13 protein-coding genes and 1 pseudogene are annotated in these 14267 nt (G+C 66.3%); 8 read left to right on the plus strand and 6 right to left on the minus strand.

Annotated elements, in window-relative coordinates:
• Window positions 1-27: 27 nt before the first annotated feature.
• A complete protein-coding gene (locus D0Y85_RS04770; protein ID WP_117309686.1) occupies window positions 28-915 on the plus strand; it encodes a LysR family transcriptional regulator in 888 nt (295 codons plus the stop codon).
• 464 nt (window positions 916-1379) lie between these two features.
• Here the strand turns inward: D0Y85_RS04770 and D0Y85_RS04775 are convergent, their stop codons facing one another.
• Complete coding sequence (locus D0Y85_RS04775; RefSeq protein WP_117309687.1) at window positions 1380-2159, minus strand: LysR substrate-binding domain-containing protein; 780 nt, start codon at window positions 2157-2159, stop codon at window positions 1380-1382.
• A gap of 276 nt (window positions 2160-2435) precedes the next feature.
• A pseudogene (locus D0Y85_RS04780) lies at window positions 2436-2842 on the minus strand (GFA family protein).
• 164 nt (window positions 2843-3006) lie between these two features.
• Between D0Y85_RS04780 and D0Y85_RS04785 the strand changes: the two are divergent.
• Together D0Y85_RS04785 and D0Y85_RS04790 are read left to right on the plus strand one after the other, a co-directional pair.
• Window positions 3007-3984 (plus strand): DUF4105 domain-containing protein, encoded by a 978-nt coding sequence (locus tag D0Y85_RS04785; RefSeq protein ID WP_117309688.1) that lies wholly within the window; start codon window positions 3007-3009, stop codon window positions 3982-3984.
• Window positions 3981-6023, plus strand: coding sequence for an alpha/beta fold hydrolase (locus D0Y85_RS04790; RefSeq protein ID WP_117309689.1), 2043 nt, complete (start codon window positions 3981-3983; stop codon window positions 6021-6023). The genes D0Y85_RS04785 and D0Y85_RS04790 overlap by 4 nt, the downstream gene beginning before the upstream one ends.
• 20 nt (window positions 6024-6043) lie before the next feature.
• Here the strand turns inward: D0Y85_RS04790 and D0Y85_RS04795 are convergent, their stop codons facing one another.
• The gene (locus D0Y85_RS04795; protein WP_099783070.1) at window positions 6044-7405 is read right to left on the minus strand and encodes an MFS transporter; all 1362 of its coding nucleotides are present in this window, start codon (window positions 7403-7405) and stop codon (window positions 6044-6046) included.
• Between the two features lie 88 nt (window positions 7406-7493).
• Between D0Y85_RS04795 and soxR the strand changes: the two genes are divergently transcribed.
• Complete coding sequence (soxR, locus tag D0Y85_RS04800; protein WP_032951587.1) at window positions 7494-7928, plus strand: redox-sensitive transcriptional activator SoxR; 435 nt, start codon at window positions 7494-7496, stop codon at window positions 7926-7928.
• Between the two features lie 37 nt (window positions 7929-7965).
• On the opposite strand, the gene D0Y85_RS04805 is transcribed toward soxR, so the two are convergent.
• Window positions 7966-8568 carry a short chain dehydrogenase gene (locus D0Y85_RS04805; RefSeq protein WP_025874043.1) on the minus strand — a complete coding sequence of 201 codons (603 nt, stop codon included), beginning with the start codon at window positions 8566-8568 and terminating at the stop codon, window positions 7966-7968.
• A gap of 98 nt (window positions 8569-8666) precedes the next feature.
• Here D0Y85_RS04805 and D0Y85_RS04810 point away from each other — a divergent pair, with 98 nt between their 5' ends.
• Window positions 8667-9542 carry a LysR family transcriptional regulator gene (locus D0Y85_RS04810; protein ID WP_117309690.1) on the plus strand — a complete coding sequence of 292 codons (876 nt, stop codon included), beginning with the start codon at window positions 8667-8669 and terminating at the stop codon, window positions 9540-9542.
• Between the two features lie 54 nt (window positions 9543-9596).
• On the opposite strand, the gene proC is transcribed toward D0Y85_RS04810, so the two are convergent.
• Window positions 9597-10418 carry a pyrroline-5-carboxylate reductase gene (gene proC, locus D0Y85_RS04815; RefSeq protein ID WP_117309691.1) on the minus strand — a complete coding sequence of 274 codons (822 nt, stop codon included), beginning with the start codon at window positions 10416-10418 and terminating at the stop codon, window positions 9597-9599.
• A 16-nt stretch (window positions 10419-10434) separates the two neighbouring features.
• Window positions 10435-11112: a YggS family pyridoxal phosphate-dependent enzyme gene (locus D0Y85_RS04820; RefSeq protein WP_093817534.1), complete on the minus strand. Its 678-nt coding sequence runs from the start codon at window positions 11110-11112 to the stop codon at window positions 10435-10437.
• 87 nt (window positions 11113-11199) lie between these two features.
• Between D0Y85_RS04820 and D0Y85_RS04825 the strand changes: the two genes are divergently transcribed.
• From D0Y85_RS04825 to D0Y85_RS04835, 3 genes are all read left to right on the plus strand, one after another.
• Window positions 11200-12237, plus strand: coding sequence for a type IV pilus twitching motility protein PilT (locus tag D0Y85_RS04825; RefSeq protein ID WP_004147099.1), 1038 nt, complete (start codon window positions 11200-11202; stop codon window positions 12235-12237).
• Window positions 12238-12316: 79 nt separating this feature from the next.
• The gene (locus tag D0Y85_RS04830; protein WP_049467229.1) at window positions 12317-13480 is read left to right on the plus strand and encodes a PilT/PilU family type 4a pilus ATPase; all 1164 of its coding nucleotides are present in this window, start codon (window positions 12317-12319) and stop codon (window positions 13478-13480) included.
• A 70-nt stretch (window positions 13481-13550) separates the two neighbouring features.
• Complete coding sequence (locus D0Y85_RS04835; protein ID WP_162887614.1) at window positions 13551-14204, plus strand: PIN domain-containing protein; 654 nt, start codon at window positions 13551-13553, stop codon at window positions 14202-14204.
• Window positions 14205-14267: the final 63 nt, after the last annotated feature.

Below are 14267 nucleotides of genomic sequence, written 5' to 3' on the forward strand. Positions count from 1 at the left end.
GGCAGGTCTCCACCTGCCTGCGATGAAATGATCGATCTGCGCCTGCTCCGCCAGTTCGTGGCGGTGGCCGAAGAACTGCACTTCCATCGCGCTGCTGCACGCCTGCACATGTCGCAGCCGCCATTGACGGCGGCGATGCGGCGCCTGGAAGACGAGGTGGGTACCGGGCTGATCGTACGCGGCAACCGCACGCTGGGCCTGACCGCAGCGGGGCAGACGCTGCTGGTGGAGGCGCGTGCAACCCTGCAGCACGCCGAACAGGCGCTGCAGCGCACGCGGGAAGCGGCGGCAGGGCAGACCGGCAGCCTGCGCGTCGGCTATGTCGGCAGCGCACTCTACGGGCGCCTGCCGGCACTGATCCGCCAGTTCCGCCATGCGTTTGCGCAGGTGCAGCTGCATCTGCACGAAGCCACCTCGCGGCAGCAGCAACAGTGGCTGCGCGAGGGGCGCATCGACCTGGGCATCCTGATTCCGCCGATCATTTCCGCAGAGCTGCATCTGCAGGCGTTCGACTATGATCGACTGGCCATTGCCCTGCCGCGCGCGCATCGGCTGGCCGCACGGCTACGGCTGGATGTCGCCGCGCTGGTGGACGAGCCGTTCGTTTCATGGCCGTCGGCCGAAGGCATCGGCTTCCACGCGCAGGTGCTGGGCCTGTGTACTGCTGCCGGCTTCACGCCACGGGTCGTGCAGGAAGCGCAGGGCATGCACGCAGTGCTGTCGCTGGTGGCCGTGGAAGCGGGCGTAGCAATCGTGCCGGCCAGCATGGCCGGGTTCCGTCCCGAAGAAATCGTCTATCGGCCGCTGGATGGCGGCAACGCTGCGTTCGAACTGCAGTTCTGCATGCGACCGGAATCGCCTGCGCCGGTGCTGCAGAATTTCCTGGCGATGGCAGCGCAACCGGTAGTGTCGTGATTGCCAGCTGAGCATCTGTGCTGCGTGCAGTGGTGCGACGCTGATCGGCGTCGTGCATGCCTGCGGAGTGTGACTCGTCCTGCAGTTCTGCCCTTGAAAATCGCACCTGCGGCAAGCCTGAGGCGCGGGCGCGGATAACCCCTACACACCGCCTCGGCGACAGCACTCAGCATGTCCCCGTCGGCCATCATCGGCCGGCTGGGATTGGCGTCCCATAATCAACTCTGGCACGTGATCGGCAGGCGCACGGATGGCGCCTGCGGATCTCGTGACCTGCTGTCCGTGGTGGGCGATGTGTGGGGATCACAATGATCCGCCGGTCAGTCCCAGAGTTGTCCGGTACGCCAACCCGCATCGCCCGCCGCCCGTTCGTGGTCAGCCACGAGTGCGCTGATGGCGCTTGCCTCGGGGGTGGCAATGCGCGTCGTGCATGGAGAGCGGCGGCGGGCGGTGCATCTTTCTGCTCAACGGGGACGGGTGAACAGATGTTCGGCCATGTAATCGATGAACACCCGCAGGCGCGCGCTGGGGTGGCGATTGCCCGGCCACAGCAGTGAGAATTGTCCGTGCTGCCTTTCCAGCATCGGCAGCACCTGCTGCAGCCGGCCATCGGCCAGTGCTTCGGCCGCCAGGAAATCAGGCATCCAGGCCACGCCCATGGCACCGATCGCAGCGGCCAGCAGCGCTTCCATGTTGTTGCAGGTCATTGCCGTAGCCAGAGCAGCGCCGGCATCGCCATTCACGCCGGGCAGGCTCCAGGGCTGCAGTGTGCCGGTGGTCGGGAAGCGGAAACGCAGCGCCTGCAGTGAATGCAGTTCCGGCAGCGACTGAGGCCCGCCATGCGTTCGCAGGTACACCGGCGCTGCGCACAGCACGAAGTGGAAGCTGCCGAGCCGACGCGACATCAGGCTGGAATCGGCCAGTTCACCGCTGCGTATCACCGCATCCAGCCCTTCGCTGACTACATCCACGAGGCGGTCATTGAAATCAAGTTCCAACTGCACCTGCGGGTAGCGCTGCTGGAAGGCGGGCAGCACCGGCAGCAGAAAACGGTAGCCGATGGTGGGCAGGCCAATCCGCAGCAGGCCGCGGGGAGCGAGTTGGCGTTGCGCAAGATCCGCCTGGGCCTCGGATAGTTCATCCAATGCCCGGCGGCAGCGCTGCAGCAGCAGGTCGCCTTCGTCGGTGAGGTGCATACGGCGCGTGGTGCGGTGGAACAGTCGCGTGCCCAGGTCCTGCTTCATGGGGAATGTGCCTGGCTGTCACCTGCCTGCCGCAGCGCCATCACCCGGTCTTGGCCCGGGCATCGGTAGGGTTGATCGTCCCCGTCCCCCACGGAGACCAGCCATGTGGTTGCTTGACCGACTCTGGCCCTCGCGCCCTGCGCTGCCCGCCGCGACGCTGCCGCCTGCAGCGGACCTGCCCGCGCGTCGAACGCCGTTGAAGCGTCCGTTGCGCGTCGGCCGGGCCAGCATGGCCCCCTGGCAGAAGATCGCGCCGCCACCCCGGCGCAGCCGCCACTAACCGGTGCGATCAGAGGGGTGGTTGACCCCGTCGCTGACCGGAACGGTTCCCAGCGCGAACGGATCGATGCCTTCCAGGCAGGCCACGTTGTAGCCGTACTGGTCCGGGTTGGAGCGCCGGCGGTGGTGCGTGTAGATGCCACAGACGTCGCAGAAGTAGTGCTCGGCTACGTGGGTGTTGAACTCTGGTACAGGCGCAGATGGGCCTGGCCACGCACGATATGCAGCCCGTCTTCGGCCACGCTGGCGGCGATGGCGCCGCGGCGCCGGCACATCGAACAGTCGCAGCGGCGCGGGTCGACGATGCCCTCGGGCAGGTCCAGCAGCAGCTCGACGGTGCCGCAATGACAGCTGGCCCGATGCTGCGCCTGCACGGCGACGCCGGCCACGGTGGTGATGCCCATCCTCGCTCCCTGTGTACCCTTGGTTGACGCCAGTATGCGCCCGCAGGCGCCAGCCTGAACCGTCATGGATGTCGCCGTGAGGCGGCTTGTGGCTAACTATGCCGCCCCGGGACCCCGACAGGATGCCAGTGAAAGCTGCAGGACGATGGATAACAGGATGTGTGATGGTGCTGCTGGCGCTGTGGGTGGCCGGTCTGCTGACCTACCAGATGTCCGGGCCGGGCTGGCTGGGCGTGACCGCGGCGATGCTGTGGCTGCTGGCCGCCGCTTGGGCGGCGTGGCAGGTGGCGCGCGGCCGTGGCACGCGCCGGCTGTGGGCGGCCTTTGCCGGCGCTCTGGCGCTGGCGGGGCTGTGGTGGCTGCTGCTGACCCCGCGCCAGGACCGCGACTGGGCCGATGACGTGGCGCAGCGCCTGCACGTGGAATCCTTCGATGGCCGCCACGTGGTGCTGGACAACGTGCGCGATTTCACCTGGCGCACCGAGACCGACTACGACGCGCGCTGGGTGCGCCGCAGCTACGACCTCGACCAGTTGCGTTCGGCCGATCTGGTGCTGTCGTACTGGATGGGCCCGGCGATCGCCCACACCCTGGTCTCGTTCGGATTCGAGGACGGGCGCCATCTGGTGTTCTCGCTGGAAATCCGCAAGGAGCGTGGTGAATCGTTCTCCGCACTGGGCGGCTTCTTCCGCAAGTTCGAGATGACGCTGGTCGCGTCCGAAGAAACCGACATCATCCGCACCCGCACCAACGCACGCGGCGAGGATGTCTACCTGTACCGCCTGCATGGCATGGATCGCAACCAGCTCAAGACCCTGTTTGCTGCCTACATCGATCAGGCACGCCAGCTTGACGCCAAACCTGGCTTCTACAACACGCTGACCAGCAACTGCACCACGATCGTCTTCGACCTGGCGCGGCATATCGCCCCGCGCCTGCCGCTGGACTACCGGTTGCTGGCCTCGGGCTACCTGGCCGAGTACGCGCAGGAGGTGGGCGCGCTCACGCCTGGCGTGCCGTACGCCGAACTGCATGCCAAGGGCCGCATCACCGAGCGCGCGCTGAAGATGGCACCCGACGATGATTTCTCCACCGTGATCCGCCAGGGCATCCCTGGCACCGAGCAGGACCCGCAGCAATGACCCCGATGATCCTGTTCCGCTGGCAGCGCGCGCTGCCGGCGCTGTTGGCTGCTTTCCTGCTGCTGGGCGGCAGCGGCTGCGCGATGGTCACCGTCAAACAGGTGGCGTCCAGCGATTACCTGGTCAACAAGCGCGCCGATGTGCTCAACACCGGCAAGCTCAGCCCCGCCTCGCGCGAGACATTGAGTGCGGCCGGGCTGGACGAATCGCAGTGCGAGAAGGACTTCCTGGTCTGCCGCAGCACGCTGTTGATGACCGATGACCTCAACGTCGAGCAGCGGTTGTCGACGCTGTCCGAGCTGTGGGTGAAGGCCGCTCTGGCATTGACGCCGAAGAAGCAGGCGGCCAACGAACCGCCGATGAGCGATGCAGCGCTGGATGCTTGGCTGGAGGCGGCGCGCTATGGCTATGCCTATCTGTTCTACAGCGGGCGCTCGCCCTCCGATCGCGCGTTCGAGGATCGGCAGACGCAGGTACGCGATTACTACAACTATGCTGCCGAGAAGGCTGCCGTGGTGTTGTTCGCGCGTGCCCGTGCCGCAGCATTGGCCGGCGAGGACTACACCAAGCCGGTGTCGGCGGGCAGCTGGACGCTGGCTTCCGATTTCCAGCGCCTTTCATTGAAAAGCATCCCCAAGCAGCTGGTGCCGGCCGGTACCGTCAGCTTCGTCGGCATGCGCAGCACCTATCGCCGCGATGGTTTCGGCGCCGAGCTGGTGATGGTGATGGACCCGCCGAAACTGGTGGTGCCTGCCGTCGCCGCGGAAGGGGCCAAGGCCGAAACGGCACAGGCGCAGGCCACCAAGGACGAGCAGGAGGAGGGCGTCCGCCGCGGACGCCGCCACCAGCACGATGATTCGGTGCCCGAGTACAGCGAGATGTCCTCGATCAACGTCACGGCATTGCTGCGTTTTGAAGGCAACACGCTGGAAGACGTGATGCGCACCCGCCAGGTGCTGCTGGATGGCTATTCGCCCGAGGCCACCGAGCGCATCACCCTGCATGGCGAAGAGGTGCCGCTGGCGGGCAACTTCACCGCCGCCTACGGTCTGTGGTTGGCGCAGAGCGGGTTCGCCACGCAGTCGCTGCGTACCCTGTTCGGCATGAGCGAGGGCATCGGCGAGCCGCACATCTACCTGATGCAGCCATGGGATCCGAACCGCCGCATCATCTTCATGCTGCATGGCCTGGGCAGCAGCCCGGAAGCGTGGGTGAACCTGGCCAACGAGATCATGGGTGACCCCGAACTGCGCCAGCAGTTCCAGGTGTGGCAGGTGTACTACCCGACCAATGCGCCGATCGCGCTGAACCGCTACGAGATCGCCAACGCATTCAACGACACGTTGCAGCACTTCGACCCCAACGGCAGCACGCGCGCCTCGAAGGACATGGTCTACATCGGCCACAGCATGGGGGGCGTGCTGGCGCGCCTGCTGGTCAGCGACTCGGGCGACGTGCTGTGGAACGATCTGCTGGCCAACTACAACCTGAAGGGCGAACGCCTGAAGCGGGTGCAGTCCAAGCTGGGTCCGTTGCTGCACTTCAAGGCCGAACCGAACGTGGAGCGTGCGATCTTCATCGCCGCCCCGCACCAGGGCACGGACATCGCCGGCAACAAGGTCGGCCGCCTGATCGGCCGCCTGGTGCGCCTGCCGCTGACCATCCTCGGCAAGTTCGAGGATGTGTTCCTGGCACTGGCACAGGCCGAGCAGCAGGTCGATGGCACGGCCAAGCCGAAGATTCCCAACAGCATCGACAACCTCAAGGCCAGCGACCCGTTCGTGAAAGCCGCTGCGCAGCTGCCGATCACGCCGGGCCTGAAGTACCACTCCATCATCGCCCAGCGCAAACCGGAACTGGCGGTGGAGAAATCCGACGATGGGTTGGTGCCGTACTGGAGCTCGCACCTGCCGGGCGCGTTGTCGGAGAAGGTGATCATCTCCGGCCACAGCGTGCAGGAGACGCCGCAGGCGGTGCTGGAAGTGCGCCGCATCCTGCACCAGGACATCGATGAAGTGGGTACGGTGGCGAGGCCGTAACGGGACGCTCTCCGGGGCGTCTACACGCGCCTTGCGATCACCGTGGCGAACACCGCCAGGCCCAGGGTGATGGCCAGGCACAGGATGTAACCGGTATGCGGGGCGCTTTCCACGAACAGTGCGAACAGCGCGCCGGATACCGCCAGTGCGGTGGTCACCGACAATGCTTCGCTCAACTGCAGGGCCGAGGTGTTTGCACCCTGTTCGTGTGGTGGTGACAGTGACAGCGTCAGCACCGACAGGCTGGCGTAGATCATGCCCATGCCGAAGCCGGTCAGTGTCCAGCCGACCAGGGCGACCGGCAGTGGCACCGCAGTGAACAGCACCGCCAGCGTCGCGGCGATGCCCACGGTCATCAGCGGTGTGCCCACGCGCAGCAGTTGCTGGCGCGACCAGCCACGCTGCTGGTGACCCTGCAGCCACGAGCCGGTGAACCAGCCCAGCGCGCCCAGGCTCAGCACGGCACCGGCCCAGCTGGGTGACAGCCCACGCTCGCGCTGCAGCAGCAGGGGCAGGTAGGCCTCGCAGGCGAAGAACGCGGCAGCGGCCACACCACGCAATGCGATCACGCTGGGCAGTCCGCGGCGCAGGCGCAGGGTGCCGGCAGGCAACAGGCGATGCACGCAGAACAGCAGCGCCAGCATCGCCACGCCGATGCACAGCAGCGCCGGTACGCCCTGCTGTTGCCCGCCCAGATACAGCAGCAGGGCAGCCAGGGAGGCGCCACTGGCCCAGCGCACGATGTTGCCGCGGCCATCATCGGCAACATCCGTGGCTGCAGCCTGCATGCGCGCCAGCGCCGGTCGCAGCAGCAGGCCGGCCGGTATCGCCAGCAGCGGCACCGCCAGGAACACCCAGCGCCAGCCAAGATGCTGCACGATCACACCGCTCAGCGCGGGGCCGATCATCGACGGCACCACCCAACCGGCAGAGAACGCGGCGAAGACCTTCGGCCGCAGATGCTCGGGATAGGTCCGGCCGACCATCACATACAGCGACACCGAAATGGCGCCTGCGCCCAGGCCCTGCAGCAGGCGTCCGGCCACCAGCATGCCCATGCGCAGGGCGAAGCCCGCCAGCAGCAGGCCCAGCACGAAGCAGGCCAGGCCCCACCATAGCGGGCGTGCGGGGCCGTGGCGGTCGGCCCAGCGGCCGGCCAGGGTCATGCCGATCACGCTGGTGGCCAAGGTGCCGCCGAAGGCCAACGCATACAGGCGCAGGCCGTCCAGGGCCTCGGCCACGGTCGGCATTGCTGCGGCCACCGCCAGTGCCTCGAAGGCATGCAGGGAGACCAGGGCGACCATGCCCAGGGTGGTGGCGCGGTAGCGCGCGGACAGGATGGAGGAATCGACCGGATCGGCCGTGGCAGCGGGGGAGGGCATCGGGTTCCTGCGGGGGCGGACGGGCCGCGCTTGTCATCTGGCGGCGATGGTAGCAGCATGCCACCTCAACCAAAGTTGAGGTCAATCGATGCTGGCACAGGACATGAGCGTCGGCGATGTCGCCCGTCGCAGCGGCGTGGCCGTCTCTGCGCTGCATTTCTACGAGCGCAAGGGGTTGATCAGCAGCCTGCGCACGTCGGGTAACCAGCGCCGCTACGCCCGCGACGTACTGCGCCGGTTGGCGGTGATCCGTGTGGCGCAACGCGTGGGCATGCCGCTGGAAGCAGTGGCACGTGCGTTCGAGAGCCTGCCGCAGGGGAGGGCGCCGACCAAGGCCGACTGGGCCAAGCTGTCGGCACGCTGGCAGGTGGAGCTGGAGGAACGCATCCACATGCTGCAGCTGCTGCGCGACGAGCTGACCGGCTGCATCGGCTGCGGTTGCCTGTCACTGAAGCGTTGCCGCCTGGCCAACCCGGATGACGTGCTCGGCGAGCGCGGCGACGGCCCGATGCGCTGGGGCTGACCGTGCGGGTGGGTGCCGACCCTGGTCGGCACGCGCGTTACCAGACGGTGATGGTTTCGCCGCTCTGGATGCCTTCCACCGCGCGCTGGAAGGCCAGCGCCGCGCGCTGTGCGGTCACCGCTTCGAAGCCGGGGAAGTAGGGGCCGTAGGCTTCCATCGATTCCACCAGCACGTTCGGGCTGACCACGTTGATGCGCAGCCCGCGCGGCAGCAGTTCCAGCGCCGCCGCCCGCACGAAACCTTCCAGCGCATGATTGACGGCAGTGGCGTTGGCGCCATCGCGGATCGGCTGCGCGCTGACGATGCCGCTGGTCAGGGTGATCGAGCCGCCAGCATTGAGATGGTGCTGCGCGGCCAGTGCAAGACGCACCTGGCCGAGCAGCTTGTCCTGCAGGCCGACGTTGAACTGTTCGGGTGTCATCTGCTGCAGCGGGCCGAAATGCAGCTTGCCGGTGGTCGAGATCACCGCATCGACCGGGCCGGTCTGCGCGAACAGCTCGCGCACGCTGGCGTCGTCGGTGAGGTCCACGCGCAGGCTGCCGCTGTGGCGGCCGGCAGCGAGGATGTCGTGCTGCTGGCCCAGGTGGCGGGCGACCGCCTGGCCGAGGGTGCCGCTGGCACCGACGAGAAGAATCTTCATGAAAGCTCCTTGCGAGAGGGGATGGATGCAGTCTGCGCTGTCACCGGTTGGTTTGGTAAGCGGCGTATGATTCGCATATTCCTAACCATGGGTTTGCAATGGATACCTTGCGCTGCATGCAGGCCTTCGCCGCCGTGGCCGAGCACGGTAGTTTTTCCGCTGCCGCCAGCCACCTGCAGGTCTCGGCGGTGATGGTCGGCAAGTACATCCAGCAGCTGGAAGCGCACCTGGGCACCGCGCTGCTGCAGCGGAACACCCGTCGCCAACGCCTGACCGAAGCCGGCACTGCCTATCTGGCCGGTTGCCGGCAGGTGCTGGAACAGGTGCAGCAGGCCGAGGCGGACGTGGCCGGGCTGCAGGTGCAGCCACGCGGGCTGTTGCGGGTCAGTGCGCCGACCACCTGGGGCAGCTGCGTGCTGGCTCCCGTGTTGAGCGAGCTGCTGCGGGCACAACCGCTGCTGAACATCGAGCTGGACCTGAGCAATCGCCGCATCGACCTGATCGAGGATGGCTTCGATGCAGCCATCCGCGTCGGTCCGCTGCCGTCGCAGGAACTGGTGGCGCGGCCGCTGCCGCCGTATGCGATGAGTCTGTGTGCATCACCGTCGTACCTGCGCCGCCGTGGTACGCCGCGTACGCCCGCCGATCTTGAAGGACATGATTGCCTGAGCCACCTGGCCTGGCGCGGCGGTCACGGTTGGCAGCTGGCCAATGGCGAGCAGGTCGATTGGGAAGCGCGGTTGACCAGCAATGACGGCTACGCGCTCCGCGAAGCAGCCGTGGCAGGCGCGGGCCTGGTGCTGCAGCCGACCGCGCTGCTTGCCGGCGAAATCGCAGCGGGACGATTGAAGCCACTGCTGCGCGACTATCTGCCCGAGCCACGGCCGATGCACCTGATCTACCTGCCCGACCGTCGCCCACGACCACGGCTGCAGTGTTTCGTTGATTTCGTCATGGCCAGGCTGGGCACGTAGATCCACGCATGCGTGGATGGCGGTGGGTGCCGACCGTTGGTCAGCACACTTGTTTCAATCATTGGCCGCAGAGAGTTCCTGCCCACGCACCTGCGCCGCACGCAGTGCCTTGTCCACCAACGCTTCAAACCCGTCGGCCTGGAAACTCTCGATCGCCGCCTGGGTGGTGCCGTTGGGTGAGGTCACCCGGCGCCGCAGTTCGGCTGGGCTTTCACCGGCTTCGTCCAGCATGCGCGAAGCGCCCAGCAGCGTCTGCACCACCAGCGTGCGCGCCGCTTCTGCAGGCAGGCCTTGCGCGATGCCGGCCGCTTCCATTGCTTCGGCCAGCAGGAACACATAGGCCGGGCCACTGCCGGATACGGCGGTGACCGAATCCATCTGCGCTTCGTCGTCGATCCACACTGTGCGTCCCGCGCTGGCCAGCACGCGTTCGGCCTGCGCATGCTGCTGCGCATCCACCGCTGGCGTGGCATACAGGCCGGTGACCCCGGCACCGAGCAGGGCCGGGGTGTTGGGCATCGCGCGCACCACCGGCAGCGTGCCACCCAACCAGCGCTGCAGCTGCGGGCTGGTGATGCCGGCGGCGATCGAGATCACCAACGGCTCCTGTGCCTGCGCCAACACCTGCAGTGACTGGCAGACCTCGCGCAGCACCTGCGGTTTCACCGCCAGCAGCCACGTGTTGCCCTGCGCCGCCGCAGCGGCCGCGTTGTCGTGGGTCTGCACGCCAAAATCGGCAGCCAGTTTTTCGCGCAGTTCGGCCACCGGTTCGGCCACGTGGATGTGCGCGGCCGGCACGCCCTGCCGGATCAGGCCGGCAATCAGGCTGCGGGCCATGTTGCCGCCGCCGATGAAGGTGATGGAATCAGCTGCCATGGGAATCTCCTTGGAATCAGGCCGGGCGCGGACGCGCGCCGAACAGGGCGGTACCGATGCGCACCAGGGTGGCACCTTCGGCGATCGCTTCAGCGTAGTCGCTGCTCATGCCCATCGACAGGGTGTCCACCTGGGGATGACCGGCAGCCAGCGCCTCGAAAAGTGTGCGCATGCGCACGAACGCGTCGCGCCGGCGCTCGGCGTCGGGCCACGGCGCAGGAATCGCCATCAGGCCGCGCAGGCGCAGGTTCGGCTCGGCGGCGATGGTTGCCGCCAGCGCGTCCACGTCGTCCGGCGCGCAGCCGTGCTTGCTCGACTCGTCATCGATGTTGACCTGGATGAGTACGTTCAGCGGGCCGCGTTCAGCGGGGCGGTAGCGGGCCAGCGCGGCGACCAGCTTGGGCCGGTCCACGCTCTGCACCCAGTCGAAGTGCGTGGCCACCGGTTCGGCCTTGTTCGACTGCAGGTGGCCGATCAGGTGCCATTCCAGGCCCAACGCCTGCAGTTCCTGCATCTTGGCCAGCGCTTCCTGCACGTAGTTTTCGCCGAACGCGGTCTGGCCCTGCGCGGCAAGCGCAGCCACGGCCTCGGCCGGCTGGGTCTTGGACACCGCCAGCAAGCGCGGCGGTGGCCGCCCGGCGGCAGCGGCGGCGTTGTGCAGGTTGCTCAGGATCTGGGGCAGGGGAGTGGCCACGTAACGCGTTCCGTTCAATCAGGAGGCTATACTGCCGCCCGGGGAAAGATCCTTCCAGTCGAAGCCGTTATTGGGGAGTAGCCGCTCATGGATATCGCCGAGCTGTTGGCGTTTTCCGTAAAGAACAAAGCGTCCGACCTGCATCTGTCCGCAGGCCTGCCGCCGATGATCCGCGTGGACGGTGATGTTCGCCGGATCAACATTCCAGCCCTGGACCACAAGCAGGTCCATGCGCTGGTGTACGACATCATGTCCGACAAACAGCGCCGCGATTACGAGGAATTCCTCGAAGTCGATTTCTCCTTCGAGATCCCGTCGCTGGCGCGCTTCCGTGTCAATGCGTTCAACCAGAACCGTGGCGCCGGTGCGGTGTTCCGTACCATTCCGTCCGAAGTGCTGACCCTGGAAGACCTGGCCTGCCCGCCGCTGTTCCGCGAGGTGATCCAGCAGCCGCAGGGCCTGATCCTGGTGACCGGCCCGACCGGTTCGGGCAAGTCGACCACGCTGGCGGCGATGATCGACTACATCAACAAGAACGAATACGGCCATATCCTCACCGTCGAGGATCCGATCGAATTCGTGCACACCTCGCAGAAGTGCCTGATCAACCAGCGCGAAGTGCACCGCGATACGCACGGCTTCAATGAAGCGCTGCGTTCGGCACTGCGTGAGGACCCGGACATCATCCTGGTCGGCGAACTGCGTGACCTGGAAACCATCCGCCTGGCGCTGACCGCCGCGGAAACCGGCCACCTGGTGTTCGGCACCCTGCACACCAGTTCGGCGGCCAAGACCATCGACCGCATCATCGACGTGTTCCCGGCCGGCGAGAAGCCGATGGTGCGCTCGATGCTGTCCGAATCGCTGCGCGCGGTCATTTCGCAGGCGCTGCTGAAGAAGGTCGGTGGCGGTCGTACCGCCGCCTGGGAAATCATGGTCGGCACCCCGGCCATCCGCAACCTGATCCGCGAGGACAAGGTGGCGCAGATGTATTCGGCCATCCAGACCGGCCAGCAGTACGGCATGATGACCCTGGACCAGCACCTGCAGGACCTGGTCAAGCGCAGCCTGATCACCCGCAACCAGGCCCGCGAATACGCCAAGGACAAGCGTCTGTTCGAGTAAGGCGAGGCAATGGCGGGGCAGGGCGCGCGAAGACGTCGCCGGCCCCGCGCTGTTTTCTCCACCGACCGATTCCTGGTACATGCCCCATTGGGAGCCCGCCGTGAACACCACCGCGACCACCATCGATTTCACCTCGTTCCTCAAGCTGATGGCGCACCAGCGCGCCTCGGACCTGTTCATCACTGCCGGCATGCCGCCGGCGATCAAGGTCAACGGCAAGATCTCGCCGATCACCCAGACGCCACTGACGCCGCAGCAAAGCCGCGACCTGGTGCTGAACGTGATGACGCCGGCGCAGCGCGAGGAATTCGAAAAGACCCACGAATGCAACTTCGCCATCGGCCTGTCCGGCGTCGGCCGCTTCCGCGTGAGCTGCTTCTACCAGCGCAACCAGGTCGGCATGGTGCTGCGTCGCATCGAGACGCGCATCCCCACCGTGGAAGAGCTGAGCCTGCCGCCGATCATCAAGACGCTGGCGATGACCAAGCGCGGCATCATCCTGTTCGTCGGCGCGACCGGTACCGGTAAATCAACCTCGCTGGCAGCGATGATCGGTTACCGCAACCAGAATTCGACCGGGCACATCATCACCATCGAAGATCCGATCGAATTCGTGCACAAGCACGAGGGCTGCATCATCACCCAGCGCGAAGTCGGCATCGATACCGACAGCTGGGAAGCCGCGCTGAAGAACACCCTGCGCCAGGCGCCGGATGTGATCATGATCGGCGAAGTGCGTACCCGCGAGGGCATGGACCATGCCATCGCCTTCGCTGAAACCGGTCACCTGGTGCTGTGCACGCTGCACGCCAACAACGCCAACCAGGCGATGGACCGCATCGTCAACTTCTTCCCGGAAGATCGCCGCAACCAGCTGTTGATGGATCTGTCGCTGAACCTCAAGGGCGTGGTCGCGCAGCAGTTGATTCCTTCGCCGGATGGCCGTTCGCGCAAGGTGGCGATGGAGATCCTGCTGGGCACGCCGCTGGTGCAGGACTACATCCGCGACGGCGAGATCCACAAGCTGAAGGAGCTGATGAAGGAATCGGTCCAGCTGGGCATGAAGACCTTCGACCAGAGCCTGTTCGAGCTGTACCAGGCCGGTGAGATCAGCTACGAAGACGCACTGCGCTACGCCGATTCGCAGAACGAAGTGCGCCTGCGCATCAAGCTCAGCCAGGGCGGCGATGCCCGCACCCTGTCGCAGGGGTTGGATGGCGTGGAGATTTCAGAGGTCCGGTGATCACCGGGTACATGGCCGGTCCCCGGCATGCGGGGGCCTGGTCCATGGCGAACGCTACAGGGGAGTGCATATGGATATGCCGTTGGCCCGCAACGTGATATTGATTGATTTCGAGAACGTCCAGCCGCCGTCCCTGAAGGAGCTGGCCGCACCGGGGTTCACCGTTCTGGTATTCGTCGGTGCATCGCAGGCACGCATCAGCATGGATGTGGCCGAGGCCATGCAGGCATTGGGCAGCCAGGGTCGTTACATACGCTGCCATGGCAGTGGCCCCAACGCGCTGGATTTCCATATCGCGTTCTACATCGGCGAAATGGCGGCCGCTGATCCCAAGGCGTTCTTTCACATCATTTCCAAGGACACCGGTTTCGATCCGTTGGTGGCACACCTGAAGTCGCGTGGCCTGCAGGCAGGTCGCTGTACCTCTGTGGCCGATCTGCCGATGTTCCGCTCCGCGCGGCAGAAGGCTGCTGCAGCCGCATCGCCCGCAGCGAAAACCGTGCCGCCGGATGCTCGGTTGGTGCATCTGCGCGACTGGCTGGTGCGGCAGGACAAGGCAAGACCCGGTTCAAAGGCGGCACTGCACAACTCCGTCAACAACCTGTTCCAGAAGGCTCTGCCTGCGGCTGAAGTCAACGCGCTGGTGCAGCAGCTGCAGCAGAAGAAGTGGATCGTGCTGGAGGGCAACAAGGTCTGTTACCAGGTGGCGGCCATGCGCGCCTGAGCGGCACTGGCGTCGCCCCTGCAGGCTCTGCGATAGTCGCGCGGTCACCGCGCTCGCGGGACA

It is taken from the genome of Stenotrophomonas sp. G4 (assembly GCF_003428825.1).
Lineage (GTDB): Bacteria > Pseudomonadota > Gammaproteobacteria > Xanthomonadales > Xanthomonadaceae > Stenotrophomonas > Stenotrophomonas indicatrix.

Coding starts and splice junctions, on each gene's coding strand:
- D0Y85_RS04770 (WP_117309686.1), top strand. CDS start 28: ATGATCGATCTGCGCCTGCTCCGCCAGTTCGTGGCGGTGGCCGAAGAA.
- D0Y85_RS04775 (WP_117309687.1), bottom strand. CDS start 2,159: ATGAAGCAGGACCTGGGCACGCGACTGTTCCACCGCACCACGCGCCGT.
- D0Y85_RS04785 (WP_117309688.1), top strand. CDS start 3,007: ATGGTGCTGCTGGCGCTGTGGGTGGCCGGTCTGCTGACCTACCAGATG.
- D0Y85_RS04790 (WP_117309689.1), top strand. CDS start 3,981: ATGACCCCGATGATCCTGTTCCGCTGGCAGCGCGCGCTGCCGGCGCTG.
- D0Y85_RS04795 (WP_099783070.1), bottom strand. CDS start 7,405: ATGCCCTCCCCCGCTGCCACGGCCGATCCGGTCGATTCCTCCATCCTG.
- soxR (WP_032951587.1), top strand. CDS start 7,494: ATGCTGGCACAGGACATGAGCGTCGGCGATGTCGCCCGTCGCAGCGGC.
- D0Y85_RS04805 (WP_025874043.1), bottom strand. CDS start 8,568: ATGAAGATTCTTCTCGTCGGTGCCAGCGGCACCCTCGGCCAGGCGGTC.
- D0Y85_RS04810 (WP_117309690.1), top strand. CDS start 8,667: ATGGATACCTTGCGCTGCATGCAGGCCTTCGCCGCCGTGGCCGAGCAC.
- proC (WP_117309691.1), bottom strand. CDS start 10,418: ATGGCAGCTGATTCCATCACCTTCATCGGCGGCGGCAACATGGCCCGC.
- D0Y85_RS04825 (WP_004147099.1), top strand. CDS start 11,200: ATGGATATCGCCGAGCTGTTGGCGTTTTCCGTAAAGAACAAAGCGTCC.
- D0Y85_RS04830 (WP_049467229.1), top strand. CDS start 12,317: ATGCCCCATTGGGAGCCCGCCGTGAACACCACCGCGACCACCATCGAT.
- D0Y85_RS04835 (WP_162887614.1), top strand. CDS start 13,551: ATGGATATGCCGTTGGCCCGCAACGTGATATTGATTGATTTCGAGAAC.